Annotated in this window: 20 protein-coding genes; 2 read left to right on the top strand and 18 right to left on the bottom strand. The window is 54.4% G+C overall.

Annotated features, from left to right (window positions below; translation table 11 throughout):
- Positions 1-120: 120 nt before the first annotated feature.
- On the top strand, positions 121-1,311 hold the full coding sequence (gene aspC / locus OGY35_RS18060) for an aspartate transaminase (RefSeq protein WP_286633042.1): 1,191 nt from the start codon (positions 121-123) through the stop codon (positions 1,309-1,311).
- A 48-nt stretch (positions 1,312-1,359) separates the two neighbouring features.
- On the opposite strand, the gene OGY35_RS18055 is transcribed toward aspC, so the two are convergent.
- The 7 genes from OGY35_RS18055 to cmoM form a co-directional block, all read right to left on the bottom strand.
- The gene (locus OGY35_RS18055) at positions 1,360-2,007 is read right to left on the bottom strand and encodes an MBL fold metallo-hydrolase (protein WP_286633041.1); all 648 of its coding nucleotides are present in this window, start codon (positions 2,005-2,007) and stop codon (positions 1,360-1,362) included.
- A 19-nt stretch (positions 2,008-2,026) separates the two neighbouring features.
- A complete protein-coding gene (gene mepK / locus OGY35_RS18050; RefSeq protein ID WP_061077037.1) occupies positions 2,027-2,575 on the bottom strand; it encodes a peptidoglycan L,D-endopeptidase MepK in 549 nt (182 codons plus the stop codon).
- Positions 2,576-2,751: 176 nt separating this feature from the next.
- Positions 2,752-4,602: a L,D-transpeptidase gene (ldtD, locus tag OGY35_RS18045; protein ID WP_286633040.1), complete on the bottom strand. Its 1,851-nt coding sequence runs from the start codon at positions 4,600-4,602 to the stop codon at positions 2,752-2,754.
- 172 nt (positions 4,603-4,774) lie between these two features.
- Entirely contained in the window at positions 4,775-9,235 is a 4,461-nt protein-coding gene (gene mukB, locus OGY35_RS18040) for a chromosome partition protein MukB (RefSeq protein WP_286633039.1), read from the bottom strand.
- Positions 9,235-9,939 carry a chromosome partition protein MukE gene (gene mukE, locus OGY35_RS18035; protein ID WP_286633037.1) on the bottom strand — a complete coding sequence of 235 codons (705 nt, stop codon included), beginning with the start codon at positions 9,937-9,939 and terminating at the stop codon, positions 9,235-9,237. The genes mukB and mukE overlap by 1 nt, the downstream gene beginning before the upstream one ends.
- Positions 9,920-11,242: a chromosome partition protein MukF gene (gene mukF / locus OGY35_RS18030; RefSeq protein ID WP_152405245.1), complete on the bottom strand. Its 1,323-nt coding sequence runs from the start codon at positions 11,240-11,242 to the stop codon at positions 9,920-9,922. The genes mukE and mukF overlap by 20 nt, the downstream gene beginning before the upstream one ends.
- 3 nt (positions 11,243-11,245) lie before the next feature.
- Entirely contained in the window at positions 11,246-12,025 is a 780-nt protein-coding gene (gene cmoM / locus OGY35_RS18025; RefSeq protein WP_286633036.1) for a tRNA uridine 5-oxyacetic acid(34) methyltransferase CmoM, read from the bottom strand.
- A gap of 135 nt (positions 12,026-12,160) precedes the next feature.
- Between cmoM and elyC the strand changes: the two genes are divergently transcribed.
- Positions 12,161-12,940 (top strand): envelope biogenesis factor ElyC, encoded by a 780-nt coding sequence (gene elyC, locus OGY35_RS18020; protein ID WP_286633035.1) that lies wholly within the window; start codon positions 12,161-12,163, stop codon positions 12,938-12,940.
- Here elyC and OGY35_RS18015 read toward each other — a convergent pair.
- The 11 genes from OGY35_RS18015 to OGY35_RS17965 all read right to left on the bottom strand — a co-directional run bounded on the left by OGY35_RS18015 (position 12,917) and on the right by OGY35_RS17965 (position 24,382).
- Complete coding sequence (locus OGY35_RS18015) at positions 12,917-13,810, bottom strand: YcbJ family phosphotransferase (RefSeq protein ID WP_286633034.1); 894 nt, start codon at positions 13,808-13,810, stop codon at positions 12,917-12,919. The two genes, elyC and OGY35_RS18015, sit on opposite strands and share 24 nt — an antisense overlap.
- Positions 13,811-13,962: 152 nt before the next feature.
- Positions 13,963-14,709, bottom strand: coding sequence for a 3-deoxy-manno-octulosonate cytidylyltransferase (kdsB, locus tag OGY35_RS18010; protein WP_286633033.1), 747 nt, complete (start codon positions 14,707-14,709; stop codon positions 13,963-13,965).
- A complete protein-coding gene (gene ycaR / locus OGY35_RS18005; RefSeq protein ID WP_042320194.1) occupies positions 14,706-14,888 on the bottom strand; it encodes a protein YcaR in 183 nt (60 codons plus the stop codon). Before ycaR ends, kdsB begins: the two co-directional genes overlap by 4 nt.
- A gap of 51 nt (positions 14,889-14,939) precedes the next feature.
- Positions 14,940-16,172, bottom strand: a complete 1,233-nt coding sequence (locus OGY35_RS18000; RefSeq protein WP_286633032.1) for a winged helix-turn-helix domain-containing protein — start codon at positions 16,170-16,172, stop codon at positions 14,940-14,942.
- A 41-nt stretch (positions 16,173-16,213) separates the two neighbouring features.
- Positions 16,214-17,191, bottom strand: coding sequence for a tetraacyldisaccharide 4'-kinase (gene lpxK, locus OGY35_RS17995; protein ID WP_286633031.1), 978 nt, complete (start codon positions 17,189-17,191; stop codon positions 16,214-16,216).
- Positions 17,188-18,936, bottom strand: a complete 1,749-nt coding sequence (gene msbA / locus OGY35_RS17990; RefSeq protein WP_152405251.1) for a lipid A ABC transporter ATP-binding protein/permease MsbA — start codon at positions 18,934-18,936, stop codon at positions 17,188-17,190. The genes lpxK and msbA overlap by 4 nt, the downstream gene beginning before the upstream one ends.
- Before the next feature lie 36 nt (positions 18,937-18,972).
- Complete coding sequence (locus OGY35_RS17985; RefSeq protein ID WP_286633030.1) at positions 18,973-21,237, bottom strand: ComEC family protein; 2,265 nt, start codon at positions 21,235-21,237, stop codon at positions 18,973-18,975.
- 815 nt (positions 21,238-22,052) lie between these two features.
- Entirely contained in the window at positions 22,053-22,586 is a 534-nt protein-coding gene (locus OGY35_RS17980) for a fimbrial protein (protein ID WP_286633029.1), read from the bottom strand.
- A 33-nt stretch (positions 22,587-22,619) separates the two neighbouring features.
- Entirely contained in the window at positions 22,620-23,192 is a 573-nt protein-coding gene (locus OGY35_RS17975; RefSeq protein ID WP_286633028.1) for a fimbrial protein, read from the bottom strand.
- Between the two features lie 65 nt (positions 23,193-23,257).
- On the bottom strand, positions 23,258-23,782 hold the full coding sequence (locus OGY35_RS17970; protein ID WP_286633027.1) for a fimbrial protein: 525 nt from the start codon (positions 23,780-23,782) through the stop codon (positions 23,258-23,260).
- A gap of 57 nt (positions 23,783-23,839) precedes the next feature.
- On the bottom strand, positions 23,840-24,382 hold the full coding sequence (locus OGY35_RS17965) for a fimbrial protein (RefSeq protein WP_286633026.1): 543 nt from the start codon (positions 24,380-24,382) through the stop codon (positions 23,840-23,842).
- Between the last annotated feature and the right edge of the window lie 69 nt (positions 24,383-24,451).

Genomic DNA, 24,451 nt, shown 5'->3' with positions numbered 1-24,451 from the left:
AGCCAAATCTTGCGACTTCAAAAAACCTGCAGGGTTTTCATCACTAACGGTTGGCATTTTGTAAATCTACCGTTAACCTGATAACGGATTTCCCTTCTGTAACCACAATGGAACCTCGTCATGTTTGAGAACATTACTGCCGCCCCTGCCGACCCCATTCTGGGTCTGGCCGATCTGTTTCGTGCTGATGACCGTCCTTCGAAAATTAACCTTGGGATCGGTGTCTATAAAGATGAAACTGGCAAAACGCCAGTGCTGACCAGCGTTAAAAAAGCCGAGCAATACCTACTCGAAAATGAAACAACGAAAAACTACCTCGGCATTGACGGTATTCCGGAATTTGGCCGTTGCACACAGGAACTGCTGTTCGGTAAAGGTAGCGCGCTGATTAACGACAAACGCGCACGCACGGCACAAACGCCGGGCGGCACCGGTGCGCTGCGCGTTGCAGCCGACTTCCTGGCAAAAAATACGGCAGTAAAACGCGTATGGGTGAGCAACCCGAGCTGGCCAAACCATAAGAGCGTGTTTAACTCCGCCGGGCTGGAAGTACGCGAGTACGCTTATTACGACGCAGAAAACCATTCTCTGGACTTCGACGCGCTGCAAAACAGCCTGAGCGAAGCGCAGGCTGGCGACGTGGTGCTGTTCCACGGATGCTGCCATAACCCAACAGGTATCGATCCTACGCTTGAGCAGTGGCAAACACTGGCTCAGCTTTCCGTCGAGAAAGGCTGGTTGCCACTGTTTGACTTCGCGTATCAGGGCTTCGCCCGTGGTCTGGAAGAGGATGCGGAAGGACTGCGCGCGTTCGCCGCGCTGCACAAAGAGCTGATTGTCGCGAGTTCCTATTCCAAGAACTTTGGCCTGTACAACGAGCGTGTCGGTGCCTGTACGTTAGTTGCGGCAGATACGGAAACCGTTGACCGCGCCTTCAGCCAGATGAAATCCGCCATTCGTGCGAACTACTCTAACCCGCCCGCCCACGGCGCATCTGTGGTTGCCACGATCCTCAGCAACGATGCACTGCGCGCAATCTGGGAACAGGAACTGACCGACATGCGTCAGCGCATTCAGCGTATGCGTCTGCTGTTTGTGAATACCCTGCAAGAGAAAGGGGCGGATCGCGATTTCAGCTTTATCATCAAACAAAACGGCATGTTCTCTTTCAGCGGCCTGACCAAAGATCAGGTTCTGCGTCTGCGTGAAGAGTTTGGCGTCTACGCAGTGGCTTCTGGCCGCGTCAACGTCGCCGGGATGACCCCGGATAACATGGCACCGCTGTGCGAAGCCATTGTCGCCGTGCTGTAAGACTTCCGATAAAACAAAGCCCGCGATAAGCGGGCTTTTTAATGGGGATTACCAGACAGGCATTTCATCCTGCAGGAACGGATTGTGCAACCGTTCATAGCCCAGCGTCGACAGCGGTCCATGACCTGGAATAAACGTCACGTCATCGCCTAACGGCAACAGCTTACGTTTAATCGAATCAATCAACTGGTTGTGATCGCCGCGCGGGAAATCACTACGCCCTACTCCGCCTTTAAAAATCACGTCGCCTGAAATGAGAAGCTGCGACTGCTCGTCAAAGAAAACAACGTGTCCAGGCGTATGCCCCGGGCAATGCAACACCTGTAAAGTCACATTCCCTACGCTGACACGATCTCCTTCGTTAAGCCAACGGTCGGGTGTCAGTGGCTGACATTCGCCGAGGCCAAACATGCGACTCTGAGCTGGCAGACCCTGCAACCAGAACTCATCTTCTTTTTCCGGACCGATAACCGGTACGCTATAGTGCTGCGCCAGTTCCGCCGCGGCACCCACATGATCGAGGTGTCCGTGAGTGAGCAGGATTTGCGTCAGCGTAATGCCGCTGGCGTCCACTTCCTGTTTGATTTTCTCAGCATCACCGCCGGGATCGACAAGCGCTGCCAGACGCGTTTGCTCACACCAGATCAAAGAACAGTTCTGGGAGAACGCGGTGACCGGAATAATACGATAGTTCATACTGCTCCTGTTTCGTTAATCACCAGTGCCGCGCCGGCCCGGTGTCAATATGCACAAAGTTACTGCGTGGGTAGTATCCTACACCACCTGCGCGCATAGATAACGCGGCTTTGCGAATATTACTTAACGAAATTCCTTCAATATGAAAATCCATTGCCTGGCCTTTGGTGTGATAGCTTTGTTTCGCTACCCCACGGCTGTGCGCACGCAATTCATTGTTGGTATCCAGTGAACGATAACCGGAAATCAGCTGAACAGGTTTACGCGTTCCCAGCAGCCCTTGCAGGCGGAAAAGCTGATCGAAGAGTCCGGGATCGATGGACTTCACCTTATTCGCGCGATAGTCACGGAAAAAATGGTTAAGTTTGGCTAATTCATCCTGAATATAAGCTCTGCCATCAAAAAATTCCGCTTTGATTGACTCTCCGGTGTTGAGGTTACTCAGAGTCAAAATACGCGGACGCGGGGTAGAGAGTGTGGCAAACGCAGGCACAGGCAAGATGGCAGCGCCGAGGGCAGCACCACCTAACGCCAGCAGTTTGCGGCGATTAGCGTCAAATTTGTCCATGGTTTAAGGTCTACAGGTCAATGTTATCGTCTATATGCTTTAGCGCACGATAGGCACCTTAACTGGCAAAAAAGCTGCCGTCAAGTTGGCCCAACCCCAGTAATGACGGGGCTTCTGGGCCGATGCCCCTGTCACTACCAAATATTACGACAACAGATTAACCAGAACCTCTTCATTTACCTGATTAATTGCTCAGCTTTTGCCACAATTTGTGCGCTGGATCGCGCCGTCAGATCATAATTGTAAATATCTGTACGATACTGGGTGCGCCCGTCTGCACCAACAAACGCCGTCAGGTAGTAAAGGTTGACCGGAATAGTCTGGCGAATATTCACATAGCGCGTGTCACCCTGCTTTAGCGCATCGGAAATGCGCGTATCGTTCCAGCCCGCGTCCTGCAACAGCATATTTGCCAGTTCCGACGCCTTGTTTACGCGCACACAGCCGGAACTGAGCGCCCGGGTATCCTTCTGGAACAGATTGTGGTTCGGCGTATCGTGCAGATAGATAGCATCGGAACTGGGCATATTGAACTTATAGCGGCCCAGCGAGTTACGCGCGCCAGGCGCCTGCTGGAAACGGAACGGTAAATTTGACGGCGTGATGGTTGACCAGTCAACCTGCCACGGATCTATCGCCTCTCTGCTGTTCCAGCCTCGCATCACGGTATAACCGTGACGTTCAAGGTAGCCCGGATCGTTCCACAGTTTGGGCAGAATGTCTTTACGTGCCAGCGTCGGCGGGACGTTCCACGGTGGATTGACCACCACGTTATTCAGCGCGCTGCTCATCATCGGCGTTTTACGATCGGGACGACCAACAATCACCCGGGACGCCAGTACTTGATTACCGTTCTGGTAATAAACCAGCGAATACGCCGGAATATTCACCATAATTCCCGTCGAAAGTTCAGACGGAAGCAAGCGCAGACGCTGGATATTGAGTGCCAGTACGCCCGCACGCTGCGCGGGCGTCATGTTCAGCCAGTCACGCGTGGCAGGGCCAATTGCGCCATCCGCGCCCAGCCCTTGCCAGGTCTGGAAGCGTTTTACCGCTTCAACCAGCTCTTTATCATACGCGGCACGAACAGCCGATGCTGGCTTACTGCGCGGGGTGGTCTGTTTCGCGGCGTCAACGATCGGGGTTTCAACGGCAACAGCAGACGGGCTGACTACCGCCTCTGACGGGGTCTCATCACCCGGCAGCGCAATTTTAGGTCCCCCTTCCAGCATCCCGGTACGTTGCAGTATTTCCCGCAGTGCCGGCACGTCGTTGCTCCACTGACCCGGTCGCAGCGTTGCTTTGCCGGTTAGTTGCGGCCACGGACGTGAATCGCCCACCAGCGTCAATAGCGACGCGTGCATCGATGCATACTGAGGGTGCTGAGGCGCCAGCCCGGCAATAAACGTCGGGAGTTGCCCATTATCCAGCGCGACCTGCCACTGATTGAGAACCGACAGCGGTGGCGTCGCCAGCGCATACGGCTTGCTGCTGTACAGCCAACGGTTGCCCTTGACCGGGATATTGGCTATCAAATGGAGATAACCCATCATCGCATCAGACAACACCAGATCGCGTGTCATACCGTTAACGCCAGGATCGGTCAGTAACGCCACCCAGGTAGTAAACTGGGGCTGGAAACCGGCGATGGCGACCTCAGCTAGCTGTTGCTGGAACGCTTTTACGGCTTCACGATTTTCCCACATGGGTTTCATATCGCGCGCCGCATAGAGCAATTCAAGCTGATTCATATAGACAGGCGTGTAGCCCGAGGGAAGTTGCGACTGCAGTTCAGTCCGCGCCTTTTCCGCCGCCCCTTCAGGAAGAGGCTGCAGACCCGCCATCACGGCCGTTGCGCCAGATTGCGCCTGCGGCTGGGCGAGGCTCTGCTCACTGGCAACAACGGGGCTGTCGCCAGGTATAACTTCAGGCTCATCAGCCTGAACACTGAACAGTGGAGCGAATGCTACGGCCAGGCATAAACTCATTGCCGAGAGCCGACGACCACCAATTTTATTAAGCAACATCCCTTGCCCTCTGGTTACATTACGACATGCTCACATCTACCGGAGCTTTCCTTCATTATAGAAAGGCTGTTATGTGATTGCCTAACCTAATGTAAAGAAGTTTAAAGAAAATGCACCTGAAATCCGCTGATTAAGAAATGAAAAAGACGGCTTCTCAGCCGTCTTTGGGGTTTTAGCTGGCCTCTGACGGGGCATCAGCCTCACCGGGGAGAGGGTCAGGCAACTGCGGGGCAAATCCGCGCAGTCCGACCACGTGGACGTGTTCCGTATTCTGGAAAACTTTACGGACCAGCTTATAGGTGGTGCCCTTCTCCGGACTGATGTTTTCCGGTGCCGCGATGATCAACTGCATTTGCAGACGTTCGCACAGCTCGAACAGCGTCGCGATGGAGCGCGCATCCAGACGGGCTGCTTCATCGAGGAACAGCAGACGGCATGGGGAGATGTCTTTCCCGCGCAGACGACGCGCTTCATCTTCCCAGCTCTGAACCACCATCACCAGGATAGACATCCCGGTCCCGATCGCTTCACCGGTCGACAGCGCACCGGACTCCGCACGCAGCCAGCCATCGGAACCCCGGTTGACTTCCACTTCCATTTCGAGATAGTTACGATAGTCCAGCAACTCCTCGCCAATGGTCTGCGGCGTACGCTGCCCCATGTCGATCTGCGGATTCAGGCGCTGATACAGCTTCGCCAATGCTTCCGAGAAGGTCAGGCGATTGCTGTTGAACAGATCCTGATGCTGCTCATGCTGTTCAGACAACACTTCCAGCAGCGTGGCATGGGTTTCACGCACATTCACGTTCAGACGCACGCTGTGAACCTGGCCGAACGATACGCTCTGCAGCCCCTGGTTGAGCTGACGGATACGGTTCTGTTCACGCTGGATGGTCTTGCGAATAATGTTTGCCACACTGCGTGAGCTGATCGCCAGTTTCTGTTCACGGGAAGTCAGCTCTTCGGTCAGACGGCCCAGCTCAATTTCCATCTGTTCGATGGCTTCCACTGGATCATCGGTACGAATAATATCCTGACGGATACGCTCGCGCAGGTGCTGATACACCGCGACAAAGAACTGGATCTTACGTTCCGGACGCTTCGGATCTTCCGACAGACGCAGAACGTCACGCAGATGTTCGTTATCAGCGACCGCCAGACGCAGCGCACCCAGCGCCTTATCCGACATGGAACGCAGTTCGTCACCCGAGAGATAAGCCAGCTCACGGCGATGCAGGCGACGCTCGACGCCGCTGTCTTTCACCAGCCGCATCACTGCGCACCAGCCGGCTTTCGCGGTCACCACCTGCTCACGCATTTCATGGTAATCGCGTTCCAGCTTGCGAAGTTTGCGGGTCAGGTTATCCATCTCCGCTTCACAGAAGGTGAGCGCTTTTTCGAGCTGGTTACGCCGCGCACGGTTATTGCTGAGCTGCGCGTGCAGTTCATCGCGACGAATGCGCGCCCGCTCTTCCGCTCCACTGTCAGCACGAACGCCAATATCCTGCAACTCACGCTGTAGATCGTTGAGCAGCTCTTTCTTGGTGTCATAAGAGCTTTTCAGCGAGGCCAGAACCTGATTGTACTGACTCAGTTGCGCCGCATGGCCGCGCAGGGCTTCACGGGCGCGGGTACGTTCAGCTTCCGCATGTTCCAGTCGCTCGCGCAGCTTTTCATTCAGATCGCTGTTGCCGCTGAGCATTTCCGCCGAGGCGGAATAGCCGAAGTGCGCACGACGCTGAACCACTTCAGTCAGCGCAAACGCCTGCTGACGCGCATCACGCTGCGTCTGCTGGGAATACGCGTAGTCTTCTTTCAACTGTTCGAACTGTTCCGGATCGCTCTGTAGCACCGAAACCATCGGTTCCAGTTTCGCCAGTTGGTTGCCGTGCTGCTGCACAAAGCGCGCCGCTTCCTGCGCTTCATCCAGACGCTCGCGGATCTCCTCGACGCGGTCCGCCAGGCTGTCGTCAGCCAGCAGATTCAGACGCGGCAGCAGACGGTTCAGTGCGGCAACGCCTTCTTTGGCCTGCTCGTACTGTAGACGCTGCTGCTGGTTGTCATTTTCGTGAGCGGTCAGAGCACGTTCCAGTTCAACGCGACGACTGTTGAGCTGACGAATTTCAGCTTCCGGATCGGATTCAAACGCCACCGAAAGATGGCTACCAATGAAACGGCTGAACGCCTGATGCAGACGCTGCGTTTTCTGTACGTCAAAAGAGAGCGTGGCAAAACGCTCGGACAACCCTTCACGCTCGGCATGCAGAGTTTCGATACGATTTTCCCGCGCCGCGCGGCCAAACAGCGGTACGGACGGGAAGCGCGAATAACGCCACTGGCGATCGGCGATTTTCACCACCACCGCTTTTTCCAGTTCGTCTACGCTGAAGACGCTGTCATCAAACGACTGCGGATCCCCTTCAATCAGATACAAATCTTCCGGGCAATCCGTCAACCCTTCCAGTTGCTCGGCGATAAGCGACAGGTCCGGCACCACGATGGCATGGCGTGATGGGCCATACAGCGCGGAGAAGTACGGCGCATCCTCAAGGCTGACGTCGTCATAAATTTCTGACAGCAGCACACCGCCGAAGCGTTCCGCCAGCGCGTTCAGGCGCTGATCTTCCGAACCGCCAGGCTGACTTAAGCGTTCGATCTCTTCATCGACGGCATTCTTGCGCGCGCCAACTTCGTCGCGCTCTACAATCGCTTCACGTTCACGCTCGAGCAATTGCTGTAAATATTCAGTCACTTCCTGGCCAGAGGTGAACTCTTCGCCACACTGTTCGCTGAGCTGGCTCAGGCTGTTTTGTGCCGCAAGCCAGACAGGCGCACGCTGCATTAAGTGCTGAATGCGGGACTGTAGCTGTTCCTGCTCCTGACGCAGCGCCATGCGCTGTTCGTGCGCGCTGGAGACATTGTCAGACAGCGAGGCGATACGCGCCTCCAGCTCCTGGTGCAGGGCTTCCAGTTCATCAATATCGAAGTTTTTGCCCTGACGCTTACAGAATTCCGCCAACAGACGTTCGGCTTCCTGCTGCTCGCGCAGACGCTGTTCAAGTTCGCTCAGTCGCATGCGCAGCGGCTGCACCTGCTCCGCCAGGTGACGCTGATCAACGCCTTCACGCAACAGTTCACGCGCCACGCCCCAGGCCTCATTTCGCGCCAGCGGGCCATTGATCGCCACCACCAGCTGATACGCCTGCTCAAACTGACTGTGCGCGGTTTGCGACACGCTTATTTTCTGCTCCAGCGAGAGCATTTTTTCGGTCGCTTCCTGCTCTTTCGCCTGGAAAGTCTCCAGCCACTGGGCGGCGCTATCGGCCGTCAGATCCGGCAAATGACATACCGCTCTGGCGCGCTCCAGTGCGGAGATCGCCTGGTTGTACTGGATGGCACGGGTCTGCTGAACGTCCAGCGCCTGCTGGTAATCCGCCAGTTGGCTTTTCAGCTCATCCACTTCCAGCTCGGCAGCCTCGGCGCGCGCTTCGTTCTCTTCCTGACGATCGGCAGCTTCCGCTACCACTTCGTTTTGTTCTTCGAGACGGATCTGCAGCTCGTCGAGATCCGCTTCATAACGTTCAATTTTTTCCTGCTGACGCAGCGCCGTTTGCACCAGGTTCAGGTGATCGCTCGCTGCCTGATAATCGGCTTCGAGATCGCCTTCCGCGCCGTTGTGCTCGCCCAACTCACGCGCCATATCGACGTGCTTATATTGCTCCGCCGCCAGCTGTTTGCGCGAGGTGTACAGTTCACGACGAAATTCCAGCGCTTTATCGAGGTGGATCCGACGCTCATTGGCGTGGCGCATATAGTCCGCCGCCACGTAGTTGGTGGCTTCGCTGATCAGGTGTTTAAACAGATCGCGGTCGGACTGGGTGACGCGAATAGCTTCCAGCGTCAGACGGTTTTCCCGCAGCGCGGCTTCCATATCCTGGAACGCCTTACGCACCCCGCTGTTTTCCGGCAGCAGGTAGTCGCGCAGAGAACGGGTGATCGCGCTGGAAATCCCGCCGTACAGCGAGGCTTCAATCAGGCGATAGAATTTACTACGATCGGAGGCAGAGCGCAGACGACGGGCGATGAGGCCCAGATCGAACATCAGCGAATGGTAGTCGGTTATCGAGTTGAACTGCTTAAACTGCACACCTTCCATTTCGTCGAGCTTCTCTTTAAGCTCCGTCAACGGCAGGACGCGCGCCTGACGCTCGTTCAGCGTTTCCGTCACCAGCTGCGTGGGCTGCACCGACATCGGCAGCCCCTGAATGGCAAACGGTTTGATGTCGACTTTACGGTCGCGTCCGGCCACCTGCTGCAAACGTACGCCAACCACCACGCGTTGATGCCGCGAGTTGATCGTGTCCAGCATTGAATAGCAGACACCCGCTTTCAGCTTACCGTGCAGGCCTTTATCACGTGAGCCACTGGTCGCCCCGGCTTCGGTAGTGTTACGAAAGTGCAACAGGGTTAAGTCCGGGATAAGCGCTGTGACGAACGCCGCCATGGTGGTGGATTTCCCCGCGCCGTTCCCCCCGGAAAGCGTGGTAACCAGTTCATCCAGGTCAAAGGTGCGGGCAAAGAAACCGTTCCAGTTAATCAGCGTTAGTGAGCGAAATTTACCGCGTTCAATCATTATTCTTCTTCTCCACTGTCCGGCTGATTCTCTTCAGTCTCATCATTGAGCTGCAGGTGGTTTTCGACCGGCATCGCTTCGCCATCGCGAATCAGGCGACGCTGCGCTTCCCGCGGATCATCGCCACTGCGCACATCTGCGCCAAAGCGGAATACCGATTCCGTAATACGGAATTTGCTGCTGTCGTGTCCCATAAACCACACCATGCCTAAACGGCGCAGACGGTTTAACGACGAGCGCATTTTTTCCTGTAATTTCTGGCGGTCGACGTCGGAGCCGGTTGAACGGTTATTTACCAGCTTCAACAGTTTGGCTTCGTCAGCCAACGTCAGCAGCTCGTCATACAACTCCTGCTGCGTGAAAATCCCTTCATTCGCCAGCCGCTCCGGGCTGAGATAGAGGTAGCAAAGAATTTTACCGACCATCATGTCCAGTTCAGACAACACGGAACGCGGGATAATGGTCGTTGAACGCGGACGCAGGTAGAAAAACCCTTCCGGCGCGCGGATCAGTTCCACGTTATAGCGGCTGTAAAACTCTTCCAGGTCGTCCTGAAAATCCATCAGAAAGGCATGATTATCCAGTTCATCCAGACCAATGTGACGGCCTGAACGTAATGCGCTATCCAGCGCTGGAAATAACGGATTCGCCAACGCCTGCGCCAGCTTAACCGGCATCACTTGTTCAATATTTGTCAATGACATGCGCCTGTACCTTGGCTCCGTAATCATTAATCGGCTGCCATTTGGCTGGCAGTCCGGTGAAGTCTGCTTGCGCTACGCCAAGACGTACCGCCTGATCGATAACAATGCGCGCAACGTCGAAATGACGCGCACGCGGGTATTGCGCAAGATACTCGCGCACTACCAGGCCGAGATCCAGCGGCGTCTCTTTCGATTTATAGATAGCCAGTTGGCCTTCGATAATCGCCGCCAGCTGTTCGCGGATCTCATTAAACTCTTCGTACTCTAAGTCCGGCGGAAGTTCCCCGGTAACCTCTTCATCGCGCAGCGCCATCTCTTCGTCGCGCATATCCAGCAGACGATCGGCATTGGCATAGGTCAGCGCCCACGGCTCGTCAAAATAGGTCTGTACCGACTGACGTAAGCGCTGGGCAAAGACGCGGTTTTTATCCATATCGATGGCAGTACGGATAAATTTATGAACGTGGCGGTCATAGCCGATCCACAGGTCGATCGACTGCTGGCCCCAACTGATAATACGATCCAGCTTGCTTTGCAGGTCAAACACCAGCCTGTCGACAAAATGCAGATCGTCATGGGCCAGCGTCGCATCCTGAATGCGCAGCAGATTGGCCTGTAATTTATCGCCTGCCGCTTCCAGCGTATCCTGCAACTCGCGCAGGGTGCCGGACGTTTCCGAGAGTAACAGCTCACAGCTCGAAATCGCCGCGCGCCAGTCTTTATTCAACAGCTGCGCGATATCATCTTTCACCTGCTGCTGCTGTTCATCCATGATGCGCTGAGTCAGATCGATACTGTCGAAAATCTCTGCCACCGAATACTTGAGCGGCGCATAGACGTTGCGGTGCCAATGGAATTCATCACCGCCCTCATCGGCGGCATCCGCCGCGCGTTTGAGTTCACCCGCGACTATCGACAACTGCATCGACAAACGCAGTGTGGAAAATTCACGTTGGCGAATATAGTAATCCGTAATGCCAATGCCGAGCGGCGTCAGGCGATAAATCGCGTTCCCTTCTGCCTGCTCACTGGTAAAGCGGTTCAGCAGACGTTGACGCACCATATCGTTGATCGCATTGTTCGCGCGCACGCCAATGGTTTCGCTGGTTTGCTCAAACGCATCACTTACATGGCGGAACGCGTCCACCAGTTCGCCTTCACTCATCTCACCGTCCAGGCGCTCGCCGTTCAGCGTGGCCACCGCCAGCAGGAACGAGAGTCGGTCTACCGGCAGCGAAATAGTGAAGTCATTTTTTCTGGCCCAGGCAACCAGTTCGGGGACTGTCTGGGAAAATTCACTCATAGGTTATCCTTGCATCTGCGGTTTACGCGCGGTGACGTGAATGTAACGACCCAGGCTGACATACGGCTCCTGGCGACAATAACGCGTTTCTAATTCAAGCAATATCTCATAACAGTCACGCTGCTGATGTTTCTCACGCAGATAATCATGAAACACACGCACCCCGGTCTTCCCGGTGATCTGCCAGCCAATCTGTTCCAGCCACTGGTAAACCTGCCCTGGCTCACGCGGATAGTCTGGCGAAAGGGTACGCTTCTTACGCTTTGGCATCCCTATCTGTACGTAGTCAAAGTTCCCTGCCACCATGTTATGCATCAACAGACCGTTGGCATTGTAGAACATTAACGACAGTACGCCACCGGGACGCAATACGGACCACAGGGTCTCTAACACACTGACCGGATCGGCGACCCACTCCAGCACAGCGTGAAACAATATCAGATCAACGGGGCTTTCCAAATGCGAAGCAACATCCTGAGCGGCGCATTGTATAAAATGCATGTTGTGGCTCACATCTTTATCTTCTGCCGCCCGTTGCGCACGGGCGATCATCTCACCGGACAGATCGCACAGCGTCACGTGATGGCCACGCTCTGCCATTTTAATGGCCGTCTGCCCTTCACCACCGCCGGCATCCAGCACCCGCAGTTTCTGCGAGCCGTAATCCGCCAGGACACGGTCGAGATCCTGCCACAGGATCGCCTGTCTTAGCTGCCCTTTTGTGGTGCCGTAAATATTACGGGAAAACTTCTCAGCAATGTCATCAAAATTGCGATCCCGCATCGGGCTCTCCACAGGCTGGCTTAGGTGTTCTCTGATAAAACCGCTATTTTGTCACACCCGCGCGGAGAATGAACCTCTCTGGTGTAATATCCCGATTATTCTTCTGCTATATGGTCAAAAAAGGAACCAAAAAGGATGCTTTTTACACTCAAGAAAGTGATTGGCGGCATGCTGCTGCCTCTCCCTTTTCTGCTCCTGATGATGGGTATCGGCCTGGCGCTGCTGTGGTTTAGTCGTTTTCAGAAAACCGGGAAGGTATTTATCAGTGTCAGTTGGCTGACGCTGTTCCTGCTTAGCCTGCAACCCGTTGCCGATCATCTGCTGCGCCCGATAGAAGCGAGCTACCCGACCTGGCAGGATACGCAGAAAGTGAAATACATCGTCGTACTGGGCGGCGGCTATACCTGGAACCCACAGTGGGCCCCCAGTTCCAACCTGATCAATAACAGTCTGCCGCGTCTTAATGAGGGAATACGGCTGTGGCGGGCCAACCCGGGTTCAAAATTGATTTTTACCGGCGCGAATGCCAGAACCAATCCAGTGAGTACGGCTGAAGCCGGCGCGCGGGTGGCACAATCGCTGGGCGTACCGGGAGAGGATATCATTGTGCTGGACAGGCCCAAAGATACCGAGGAAGAAGCCGCCGCCGTGAAGCAGGCCATCGGCGACGCGCCATTCCTGCTGGTCACTTCCGCCTCTCATCTGCCACGAGCGATGATTTTCTTTCAGCAGGCCGGATTAAACCCACTGCCGGCTCCGGCGAATCAACTGGCCATCGATTCCCCATTGAATCCGTGGGAACGGGCGATCCCCTCTCCCGTATGGTTGATGCATAGCGATCGGGCAAGCTATGAGACGCTGGGGAGGGTCTGGCAGTGGCTGAAAGGGGCGTCAGGCGAGCCAGGGCAAGAGTGATTTCGCGGCAAGATCAAAATGAGAGCGGTTGAAACGCCCGGTATTGACCAGTTGCGCAACTTCATCCCATAACACATATAACCAACGCCGCCAGATGAACGATTCCGCCACTGGCGCGCGTTGCAGGTAGTGCCAGAGCAACCCTTCCGCCAGCGTATTATCCACCAGCCGGAACAGTTCGTACTCCCGTGGCGCCCAGAGCATGATGCCTGGCCCCACCATCGCCAGAAGCTGGTCGCTTCGGGCATCTTTTAGCATGCTGCGCAGACTGAAATTGCCATGCACCAGCACACAGTTGTCGTTAAATCCGTCAAACAGCGCCGGCAGGCATTCGCGGGTGCGAAACAGAATGCGTTTATCCTGCATCGTCAGCCCGGTGTTGTTGAACTGGTTGAGCGTGCTCCAGAGCACCTCAACACGTTGTCGGTACCAGGAGGGCCAAATATTCTCCTGCGTATTATCCACCGCGCCGACGCAGCCGCGGCTATCCTGACGGTGCCAGGCCAGTACCCCTTCGACGATCTGATCTTTGAGCTGTTCCCAGCGTTCCGGCGTCCGGGCTGGCGCTTCAACCGGGACCCCGCGCAGACGTTCCAGCAGTAAGACATCCGGGCCGGGATGCTCGTCGTGGGTCATCACACCATAAATAACCGGCATTCGCACGGTGCCACTACGCGCTAACATGGTGGTTTTCCAGGCCAGTTGCTGTGCGACCCCCGGCGTAGTGAAACTTTGGGCCATCAACGGCATCGGGTTGCCCTGACTGTCATAGAGCGCCCACAGCGCTGTGTCGACTTTTTCATTCACGCATTCAATGCGGCTCAGTTTTTCGCCCAGTAAATGACTTAATTCGGCGCGCAGCTGTTCCATTCAGATTGCCCTCATAAAAGCTACTGCTTTTATAATGAGCGCCACTCCGACAGATGTCACCCGGATGAGATCAATTGTTGAAAAGAAAAAACGAGGAAAATCGTAACGGTACGACACTCCTCTCACTAAAGAGCGGAGTGTCATAAAGAGAATTAACGCATTTCAGCGCGAACGCGCTCGAGGTCTTCTGCGGTGTCAACACCGGTACCGGGTACCTCTTTTGCCACGGCCACGTGGATTTTTTCGCCGTACCACAGCACGCGGAGTTGCTCCAGCATCTCAATATTTTCCAACGGACTGGGTTGCCAGCTCACATAACGGCGGATAAATCCGGCGCGGTAGCCGTAAATACCAAGGTGACGCAGGAAGGTATCGCCAACGGTCTCCCGACTCTTCGCAAAACGGTCGCGATCCCAGGGGATTGTGGCACGCGAGAAATACAGCGCATAGCCTTCGGCATCCAGTACGACCTTCACCGCATTAGGATTGAACGCCTCTTCTGCACCGTGAATAGGTGCCGCGAGCGTGGCCATTCCAACCTGACGCTGCGCCAGGTTTTCCGCCACCTGGCGAATGATGACGGCCGGGATCATCGGCTCATCACCCTGCACGTTGACGATCACGGTGTCATCACTGAAGCCACACTTCTCGACCACCTCTGCCAGACGTTCAGTCCCCGACTGATGGTCGACGCGGGTCATGCACACTTCCCCACCCGCAGCTTCAACGGCGCGCGCGACGTCTTCATGATCGGTCGCGACAATAATGCGCTCAGCGCCGGATTCACGGGCGCGCTCCAGCACATGTACAATCATCGGCTTACCGTTGATGTCCTGCAACGGCTTACCCGGCAGACGCGTAGAGGCGTAGCGGGCAGGAATAATGACGACAAAACTCATGATTTACGCTCATCAGCCGCTAACACGCGGGCCTCAGTTTCCAGCAATACGGGAATGCCATCACGCAGCGGAAAAGCGAGGTTATCCAGTTTGCAGATCAGTTCTTGTTTTTCCTGGTTGTACCAGAGTTTTCCGTTACAGACCGGGCAGGCAACGATTTCAAGCAGACGATGATCCATAGTTCCTCCAGATGGACCGGGTAGTGAATGAGGAGATCTTATCATACTCGCTCATGCGACTGCGTCTATTTCCCACCCCTGCCGACATTGCGCAAATATCCCTTCCGGACAGTGGCCCAGCGTCACGCGGGCGGCATTCTGCCAGCGGGCGAAATCGGTTATCGCCTGCTGTAACCCGTTTTGTAGCGTCACACCTGGCTTTACCCCCTCCTGCAGATAGAGAGAAATCACTTCCAGTACGCCGGTCTTACGGTGCATTTTGGCGTCCATCCGCCCCACCAGTTGCCCCCGGTGGAGCAAAGGCAGGACAAAGTAGCCATATTGCCGCTTTGGCGCCGGCGTGTAACATTCCAGCCGGTAGCTGAAATCAAACAGTTGCTCCGCACGTTTGCGATCCCAGACCACCGGATCAAACGGCGACAGCACCGCGCTATGTGTCGCGGTCAGCTTTCCTGCCTGCGCCTGTTCAAGCAGCGGCAGCATATCCGCATGCAACCACAGCGGCCCGAGGCTTTCGACCTCGACCGGAACGATCTGCTGCTGTTCAGCCCGCACGTCACGCCAGTTTTGTAATTCGGGACGTTTCAGACGGTAGTAATCTGCCAGCCACTGCTCGCGAAAAATCCCCAGGCTGCGCGCGCTGTTGTCCAGCATGACAGATTCCGCTTGCGCCCGTGGAAGCAGATCGCGTTCATCATCCCAGTGCGGCATGACGCGATGCGTGAGATCGTAGACACGTTGGAAATTACGCCGTTCAATCACCATCACCTTTCCTGCCGTGAACAGCCCTTCCAGATGTAGCTTGTGCGGCTTCCAGTCCCACCAGCCGCTGTTACCTTTACGCCGGTGCTCAAAGTCCGCTGAGCGAACCGGCCCGTTTTGATGGATATGCTGCAACAGTTGCTCAATTTCGCCAGCATGCTCTTTCATCCACGCCGCCTGGTACTTCCAGCCCATTTTTTCAGGGGCCAGCATCCGGTGGCGTATCAACGTGAAGTCACTGCGCGGCAGGAAGCAGGCCTCATGGGCCCAGTACTCCATCAACTCGCCCTGCGTCAGGGCGTCATCCAGCCACTGTATCGCGTAATCCCCCAGTCGGCTGAACAACACAAGGTAGGGGCTGCGGGCAACAATATTGATGGTATCAATTTGCAGCAGCGACATGCGGGTAATCGTCGGCAGGATATCGCTCGCCAGCGCGCGGCGGCGTGGTTTTTTTAACAGCCCCTGGGCGGCGAGATGAAGGTTACGGGCATCCGTAAGAGAGAGGTACGGCAACGACATTCATGATTCCCTCATTCATTCGCTGCCGTTATAGTGGTGCGCTAACGTACCAGCGAGATCAATTTTTCGAGTAATGTCTCAGGTTCTGTCCCCGACAGATGTGCGTCGACAGGGAGATACCACCAGTTGTCTTCAGCAAAGGCGCGGCACTTAACGGCGTCCTTCTCCGTCATGATCAGCGTTTGCGACGAGTTCAGTAAGCCGTTGACATCACGCGAAGTCAACGCCTGATGATCTGCCAGCGGAACACATTTCTGTGGCTGTACGCCACAGGCCTCTAACGTGGCAAAAAAGCGTGGCGGATGACCAATACCCGCCATCGCCACGACATTTTGCAGTTGCGCGACATCGCGACGCTCACCGGTACGCAGGTTCACAGCCAGTCCTGCCGCCAGACGCATCGGGATCTCCCCCGCCTGCGGGATGCCACCGTTGACAATGACCGCATCCACCGTTTTCAGGCGACCGGCCCGCTCACGCATCGGGCCTGCCGGTAGCCACCAGCCGTTACCGAAACGACGCACGCCATCCACCACTACAATCTCAACATCGCGAGCCAGACGGTAGTGCTGAAGGCCATCATCGGTGACGATAATCTGTACATCGTGATGCGCCAGAATCGCTTTAACCGCGTCGGCCCGGTTGGGTGATACCGATACCGGTGCGCCGGTGCGCTGATAAATCAGCACCGGTTCATCACCCGCTTCTGCTGTGGTCGTTTCGGCATTCAGCAGTAAGGGATAAGACGCCGCTTTGCCACCGTAACCGCGGGAAACCACCCCAACGCGAAGACTGCGGCGCTGGAGCTGTTCCACCAGCCAGATCACTACCGGCGTTTTACCGTTACCGCCCGCCGTCAGGTTACCGACCACCACCACCGGCACCGGTGCACGCCAGGCGCGCTTGATCCCGAGTATATAACACAGACGAATCCCCCCGCTCACCAGACCGTACAGCCAGGAGAGAGGGAGTAACAGTCGCCATAAGGGCGACTCACCGGACCAGATGCGTGCGATCATTGACCAAATTGCATTTTGTGCAGTTGCGCATAGACGCCGCGATGTTCCAGCAGTTCGCTGTGCGTACCGCGTTCCACAATCAGACCATCTTCCACGACCACAATTTCATCAGCCTGCTCGATGGTTGAGAGACGGTGCGCAATAACCAGCGAGGTGCGGTTTTTCTGCAGTTCGTCCAGCGCCGCCTGAATGGCGCGTTCTGATTCGGTATCCAGCGCTGACGTGGCTTCATCAAGGATCAGAATCGGGCTGTCTCGCAGCAAGGCGCGCGCAATGGCGATACGCTGACGCTGACCGCCGGACAGCAACACGCCGTTTTCGCCGATCACCGTATCAAGGCCGTCATCCATTTTATTGATAAAGTCCATGGCATAGGCCATACGAGCCGCTTCTTCGATCTGCTCACGGCTATACTGCTCAGTTCGCGCGTAGGCGATGTTGTTCGCCACCGTGTCGTTGAACAGATGCACGTTTTGCGAAACCAGCGCCACCTGATTACGCAACGAGGCCAGGGTGTACTCACGTAGATCGTGACCATCCATGAGGATTTCGCCTTCATTGATGTCGTAAAAACGCGTGATCAGACTGGCAATGGTTGATTTACCGGAACCTGAACGCCCCACCAGCGCAACGGTTTTGCCTGCCGGGATTTTCAGGTTGATATTGCGCAGAGCCGGCACTTCGCGGCCCGGATAGGTAAAGGTCACATTGCGGAATTCCAGATCGCCGGTCGCACGTTCAATCACGCGTTTACCTTCGTCTTTTTCCTGCTCGCTATCCAGAATTGCAAATAAGGTCTGGCATGCGGCCATACCGCGCTGGAACTGGGCGTTGACGTTGGTCAGCGATTTCAGCGGGCGCATCAGGGCAATCATTGAGGAGAAGACCACAGTGATCGTCCCTGCCGTCAGGCTGTCCATAACGCTTGGGAAGCTGGCCGCGTACAGAACAAATGCCAGCGCCAGAGACGCTATCAACTGGATGATAGGATCGGAAATGGAAGAGGCAGAAACCATCTTCATTCCCTGCAAGCGCATCTTGTTACTGACTTTGTCGAAGCGCTTCGTTTCCACCCCCTGACCACCGAAGATCAGCACCTCTTTGTGGCCTTTCAGCATCTGTTCCGCGCTGGTCGTCACCTGCCCCATTGTATTCTGCATATTCTTACTGATGGCGCGAAAACGTTTGGAGACCACACGAATCGCAATCGACACGATAGGTGCCAGCACAACGAGGATTATCGACAACTGCCAGCTGTAATAGAACATCATGATGAACAGGCCGATAATGGATGCGCCTTCACGCACAACGGTAATCAGCGCGCCGGAAGACGAAGAGGCAACCTGTTCAGAATCGTAAGTAATACGAGAAAGCAGCGTCCCGGTGGACTGCTTGTCAAAGAAGGAAACCGGCATGCCCATCATATGACCAAACAGGCGACGACGCATGGTCATCACCACTTTTCCTGATACCCAGGAAATACAGTAGCTGGAGATATAGCTGGTGATACCACGTAAAATCATCAGCCCAATAACCACCAGCGGCATCCAAAGCAACACTGAGCGATCTGTTTTACCAAAACCATCGTCCAGTAATGGTTTGAGGAGCGATAACATGAAGGTATCGCTGGCCGCGTTGAGGATTAACGCAACACCCGCCACGATCAGACCCGATTTGAAAGGCGCAATGGTTGGCCACAGTCGGCGAAACGTCTGCCACGTAGAGAGATCTTTATCGTTATGCATTCAAGAAACCAGCATCTGTTGAAATAGCCGCATATTCTACCCGTTATCGTCTGACACGCCAAACCACTGATGATACCAACGAGGTAAAATTTGCTCCCGCAGGCTGATGACCTGCCAGCCCTGTGTTGAAAAATCCAGCGAAATTTGCCCCTGATGCGGGGTATCACACCACCGGTACCCCTGTTGCTGATAGCGCTGCTTCACCTTGTGGGACGGCAGCCGCCAGGCGTTGTAGCGTGATGCCGAGGCCAGCGCCGCCCGGCCATTGGCGCGTTGAATGAATGCCAGTGAAGAAGAACTGTTGCTGCCATGATGTGGTACCTGGACTACCGTCGCTGAAAGATGCTGCCAGTAATGGCTTAACATTTTCTGTTCCGCCGGGGACTCTATATCACCCGTCAGCAGAATACTGTGCATGCCATCATCAATCTTTACGACACAGGAGTGGTTATTTCCCTGCGTCTGGTCCCCCTTCAACGGCCAGTGCACGCTAAACCGCAATCCCTGCCATTGCCACGTCTCGCCACGATAACAGGGCAAATGGCCCGGCCAGCCTAACGGGCTGCGTACCCAAAGCGTTGGCCAGGTTGTCTGTAAAGAGTGTAGTCCACCGCGATGGTCGAGATGCTCATGGCTGAGAATGATGCCCTCTGGCTGCAGATGGTGCCAGCGCAGCCATGGAATGATGATCTGCTGCGCGCTGTCACCCCCCGGCCAGGCCAACCCGGTATCGTAGAGTAACGCTTTGCCGTTGTGGGCGATGACCATCGCCAATCCTTGTCCAACATCCAGCATATGCACCTGCCAGGCGTCGGTACGTGTCGGACTCCAGAACGGCCAACTCAATAGCGCCAGCGTCGCCAGACAGAGGCCGGGAAAGATGCGCCATGCAACGAATCGCCAGCCGAGTAACATCAGCCAGGGGACAAAGACCAGCCACTGCCAACGAACATCAACATTGATCCACCCTGCTGGCAAGAGCTTAAGCGCCCAGAATAACGTGGCCAATGAACGATCGGCCAGATACCAGAGTCCGCCCTCGAGAAACAGCGGACCGGTGAGGTGAACCACCATTCCAGCGAGGATCAGCGGAACGCTGACAAACGTAACCAGCGGAACAGCAAACAGATTTGCGACAAAAGAGGTCAGGCTGATACCGTGAAACAGCGCAATTTGTAGCGGCAGGAGCAACAGGGTAATCCCCAGTTGCAGATGTGCCAGTTCAACAAGCAAACGCCCGGCGCGCGGTAAGCGCAAGGCAGGACAAGGAAACCATTGATACCAGAACAGCAACGCCGCAACGGCAAAGGCAGAAAGCCACAGGCTCTGCGAGATTACAGCAACGGGATCGACAACCAGAATGGCCGCCAGACAGCAGCACCAGACCGACCAACCGCTCCATTGCCGTCCGCTTAATTTCAGTGCCCCCCACACCAGCAGCGCCACCACCGTGCGTAATGCCGGGGGTTGCAGTCCGGTCAACCAGGCGTAACACACCGCGCAAATAAGCCCACCAATCAGCGGGTGTTGCCAGCGGATCCCGGCGACCGGCAACAGAAACTGCACACCCCGCAACAGAGCGGCTGCCAGTAAAGCCGCGAAAGCGATATGCAGGCCGGAAATCGCCATCAAATGCGACGTACCGGTATCACGCATAATCGCTTTGACCTCCTGCGGGACCAGCAGGCGTTCTCCCATCCCCAGCCCAAGAATGACCTGCTGCCAGGAATAGTTATCCAGGGAGGCGGTCAGCGAGGCGAGATAGCGAGCCCGCCAGCTGCATCCGCTGTCGATCACTTTTGCCTGCAAAAAGCGACCGGTGAGCGGCTGATGCTGTGCTAAAGCATAACGTTGGCTGTCAAATCCGCCGTCATTCAACTCGGCGTGAATAGCGCGAACCTTCAGCGTCATCGCCCAACGTTGCCCCGCACACGGTGCTATCGGCAAGTATTGGTCATAAAGCACAATGCCTACGGCAGGGAAAAGTCGATGCCCATTAAGATGCGTGATCCGCCCGGCATGTGTTGTCATGTTATCTGTGGCCGTAAGCTCTACGACCGCCTTCTGCGTGGCGACTGGCAATGTATTTACCGCCCACAGCGACTGCTTCGCCGCCATGACGCCCCAGAGAAAAAACAGCAGGAGGAGCCCGGCACACTGCGCTACTTTCCAGCGGAGCAGAGCGAGCAAACAGGCCAGCGCAAACAGGACGCTAACAACCACTGAACCTGGAAGCGCGGGCAGCAAGAATAAAGGGAAGATCCCCCCTAATGCGCACAGACTAACCGTCGTTATTTTCATGGACACCTCCCTGTTAGCGGAAGTGTGCCGCTTTGCACTGTGGTTGTCCGGTGGCGTTTTAGCAACTTACAGCAAGCGTTCCGCTATTTTCACCAGGGGGCTGAGATGTACAAATACAAATGCGAAGTGGATTCCAGTTATCTATATTTGACGGCCCCCAGAAAGGAAAAAGTACCTTAACGGTGACACCACTAACTTAAGATATTTTATTGAAGGGAAGAGCCTGTCAGTCATTCTGTGTCACTACCCGTTCTTTAAACTTTAAAAGAGATCGCCCAGACGGTCACCGGGCTCGATAATCAAATGACTCATTGCCCGCCACCATTTCTATATCAGCATACTCCATTTTTTCGACGTATCTTTGCTCGCCAGAGAACTAACCTTTCGCACTGAGCCATCTGTCAGGAACATGTTGCATTTTATTATGGAGGTCCGGATCACGCTGTTCAGCTATACTATCGCGTTCGTAGTGCAGATAGATTTTCGAATCTCGGCGGGTAACTGAAAGGGATTTTGAGTTTGCCCAGTGGACACACCCGCTTTCGCTGATTTGTAGATATCTCTCACCCCAGGCTTCAGCGAACGCATGCAGCTCCACACAGTCACCGGAGGTGCGTTCAGGACAATATCCCTTGTCATCCAGAGTTGCATAGATCTGTCGATAACATTAGGGAATAAAGATCAACAATCACAACCAGATATAGTCAGCCCTCATGGGGTCTGATGCAGATGATATCCGTTACCAATGTTCACTGAATTGATACAACAAGGAATATACTAATTAATTTGAAGCCCGCCTGAAGGCGGGCCTAAATTTAGAGTCGTTCGATTTGAACGGAGGCCGTCGCGTAGATATTACCCGCCACGGCTTCCTGATTGCTTAGTTGTACCAATTGCAAGCCAAAAGTAGTGTCTTCATTCGCAATCAAAAGACCGGTATTCACACTAACGACTGTATTGTCGCTATTAAAAATACCAATGCCCAGGCCTTTGGCGGCTGTTTCATCAGTAAGACTGTTGGCCAGCGCAGTACCATCGGCATTATCAGCGACACCCAGGATTTTATAAGCAATCTTGCCTTCAGTAACCAATTCGCTACATTTTCCGTCAACGGACAGGTGGATCACTTTAGGATTTGTCGCTTTATCACCCTGTTTAATCAGCGCGTCGGGTGTTTCAATGATAGATACAGAGCTTTCACTCATGTTGACAGCACAAGTTGCATAATTATCTTTTACCGTTCCACTGATGGTGAGCGTTGATGCTGTATCAGCATTCGCAGCATGCGCCATACCGGTACAGGTCAGAAAAATTCCTGAAATGACCAGACTTGATAATTTATTCTTCATTACGTTCTCCTTATTACCCATTCTCGGGGGCTATTACAGCCGCTCGATCTGCACGGTCATGTTGGTTTGCACTTCACCCGGCGTTGCTTCCTGATTTTTCAATTGAACCAGCGTTAAGTTGAGGGGAAAAGACGCTGTCAAATCAGTCGGCTTACCATCGAGCTGTTTTGCCGAGGGGAAGAAGGCAATAGTTGAGTTAGGAACGAGAACATTATTGAACATATCGGTCAGGCGTATACCCACCCCCTGGGCCGCAGAACTTTCTGATGCGGTGTTGGCAAGGACGTTACCCATTGCGTTATCGACAGTACCGATAAATTTCAAGCCAATGTTTTTATAGCCTTCATTGGCATCGCAGGAGTCACCACCTAGCTGGATGTAGACTTTGTCGTCTGAGCCGTAGGCCGGTTTGTCCTGCAGAGGAAGAGATCGTTCATCATGATGCAGATTGATGACATATTTGCTCATTAATACGGTACAACTGCTTGGTGCAGCCTGCAGCTTTCCGTAAATATTGAGACCATGTTGAATATCTTCAGCATGCGCGCTAAGCGCGCCAACAAGAAGTACGCAACCTAACGAATATGAGAAAGTGAGTTTTTTCATTTGGTTACTCTCCGGGACGATACTTTGTTTTCAATATCAAAATATCTAAGATTTTGGTGAGGGAATTAAAGACGTTCAACCTGGATAGTGAGTGTACTATTCACATTACCCGCTGTAGCTTCGCCTCTTTTAAGGGTTACCATTTCCAGTCCAATATAATCCGATCCGGTGGCTGGCATGATGTCTTTCAAATTAATAATGTCACCATCTTTTTTAAATAATCCGACACCGACATTTTTTGCGGCTTCTGGTGAAGTATCCATATTGGCTAATACGCTACCATCAACATCGTCAGCAGTGCCCAGGAAACGATAAGCAATATGGTTTTGCATTAACAATACATAGCACTCACTATTACCAGAGACAGTTACATTCACAGATTTACTGGCAATGTTTTTTGTGCCCTGAATCAACAATTTATCGACATCGGTTTGCAGACTTATCGTGGCCGGATTGATATTAATTGCACATGCCGCATCTGCATTAGTTGCGTTGCCTGTAATTGAGAGCGTTGCAGGCATATCGGCAGCCTGACTGGCACCCGCCGTCATAATAAGGCATGTGAATAGAGCAGAACGCAGTTTATTCATTTGATTGCTCTTTTGATAAAAAGCGAATACCCCTCGCTTAACACGAGGGGTAGATAATTACAGGCGCTCGATTTGAATCGTCAGTGCACCTTGTACAGAACCCGCTGTCGCTTCCACACCGTCCAGCTTAACCAGACCCAGGCCTAAATGAGTGGCATCTGTGGTTGCAGGCAAGGTGTCTAAGTTGATATTCACTACCTGGCCTTCTGGGTCATACAGTGCAATACCGATGCCGCTCGCCGCACCCTCACCTGCTGCGGTGTTTGCAAGTGATGTGCCTGCTGCAGCATCCGCAGTACCGAGGAATTTGTAAGCCATTTTCCCCTGGGACACCAGATCCGCACATTGATCATCCCCTGTGATCGACAGGGCAACAGTGTCAGCCGGGGTGTTCGTGACCCCCTGAGCGACAAGTTTAGAAACATCTGCGCTCAGAGCAATAGAAGACTGCCCAAGGCTGACGGTACAGACGGACTGGCTTGCTGTCACGGTGCCGGACACGGTCAGGGTTGCAGAAACATCGTTAGGGTTGGTTTCAGCCTGAGCTGCGCCCATAACGAATAATGCAGAAACAGCCAAGCCTAAAATTGTTTTGTTCATAAAAATATCCTTATACTTTTTTAATGTGAGCGAAATAGGTGAAGTGTTCTCATTTATGAATAAATAAGA

This window comes from Citrobacter sp. Ct235 (assembly GCF_030332305.1).
GTDB lineage: Bacteria > Pseudomonadota > Gammaproteobacteria > Enterobacterales > Enterobacteriaceae > Citrobacter_A > Citrobacter_A telavivensis.
This window is presented reverse-complemented; position numbering and strand designations above follow the sequence as displayed.

Coding starts and splice junctions, on each gene's coding strand:
- OGY35_RS17980 (WP_286633029.1), bottom strand. CDS start 22,586: ATGAAGAATAAATTATCAAGTCTGGTCATTTCAGGAATTTTTCTGACC.
- elyC (WP_286633035.1), top strand. CDS start 12,161: ATGCTTTTTACACTCAAGAAAGTGATTGGCGGCATGCTGCTGCCTCTC.
- cmoM (WP_286633036.1), bottom strand. CDS start 12,025: ATGCGGGATCGCAATTTTGATGACATTGCTGAGAAGTTTTCCCGTAAT.
- OGY35_RS17970 (WP_286633027.1), bottom strand. CDS start 23,782: ATGAATAAACTGCGTTCTGCTCTATTCACATGCCTTATTATGACGGCG.
- mepK (WP_061077037.1), bottom strand. CDS start 2,575: ATGGACAAATTTGACGCTAATCGCCGCAAACTGCTGGCGTTAGGTGGT.
- lpxK (WP_286633031.1), bottom strand. CDS start 17,191: ATGATCGCACGCATCTGGTCCGGTGAGTCGCCCTTATGGCGACTGTTA.
- OGY35_RS17985 (WP_286633030.1), bottom strand. CDS start 21,237: ATGAAAATAACGACGGTTAGTCTGTGCGCATTAGGGGGGATCTTCCCT.
- mukE (WP_286633037.1), bottom strand. CDS start 9,939: ATGTCATTGACAAATATTGAACAAGTGATGCCGGTTAAGCTGGCGCAG.
- OGY35_RS18055 (WP_286633041.1), bottom strand. CDS start 2,007: ATGAACTATCGTATTATTCCGGTCACCGCGTTCTCCCAGAACTGTTCT.
- kdsB (WP_286633033.1), bottom strand. CDS start 14,709: ATGAGTTTTGTCGTCATTATTCCTGCCCGCTACGCCTCTACGCGTCTG.
- OGY35_RS17975 (WP_286633028.1), bottom strand. CDS start 23,192: ATGAAAAAACTCACTTTCTCATATTCGTTAGGTTGCGTACTTCTTGTT.
- aspC (WP_286633042.1), top strand. CDS start 121: ATGTTTGAGAACATTACTGCCGCCCCTGCCGACCCCATTCTGGGTCTG.
- ycaR (WP_042320194.1), bottom strand. CDS start 14,888: ATGGATCATCGTCTGCTTGAAATCGTTGCCTGCCCGGTCTGTAACGGA.
- mukF (WP_152405245.1), bottom strand. CDS start 11,242: ATGAGTGAATTTTCCCAGACAGTCCCCGAACTGGTTGCCTGGGCCAGA.
- OGY35_RS18000 (WP_286633032.1), bottom strand. CDS start 16,172: ATGTCGTTGCCGTACCTCTCTCTTACGGATGCCCGTAACCTTCATCTC.
- OGY35_RS17965 (WP_286633026.1), bottom strand. CDS start 24,382: ATGAACAAAACAATTTTAGGCTTGGCTGTTTCTGCATTATTCGTTATG.
- msbA (WP_152405251.1), bottom strand. CDS start 18,936: ATGCATAACGATAAAGATCTCTCTACGTGGCAGACGTTTCGCCGACTG.
- OGY35_RS18015 (WP_286633034.1), bottom strand. CDS start 13,810: ATGGAACAGCTGCGCGCCGAATTAAGTCATTTACTGGGCGAAAAACTG.
- ldtD (WP_286633040.1), bottom strand. CDS start 4,602: ATGTTGCTTAATAAAATTGGTGGTCGTCGGCTCTCGGCAATGAGTTTA.
- mukB (WP_286633039.1), bottom strand. CDS start 9,235: ATGATTGAACGCGGTAAATTTCGCTCACTAACGCTGATTAACTGGAAC.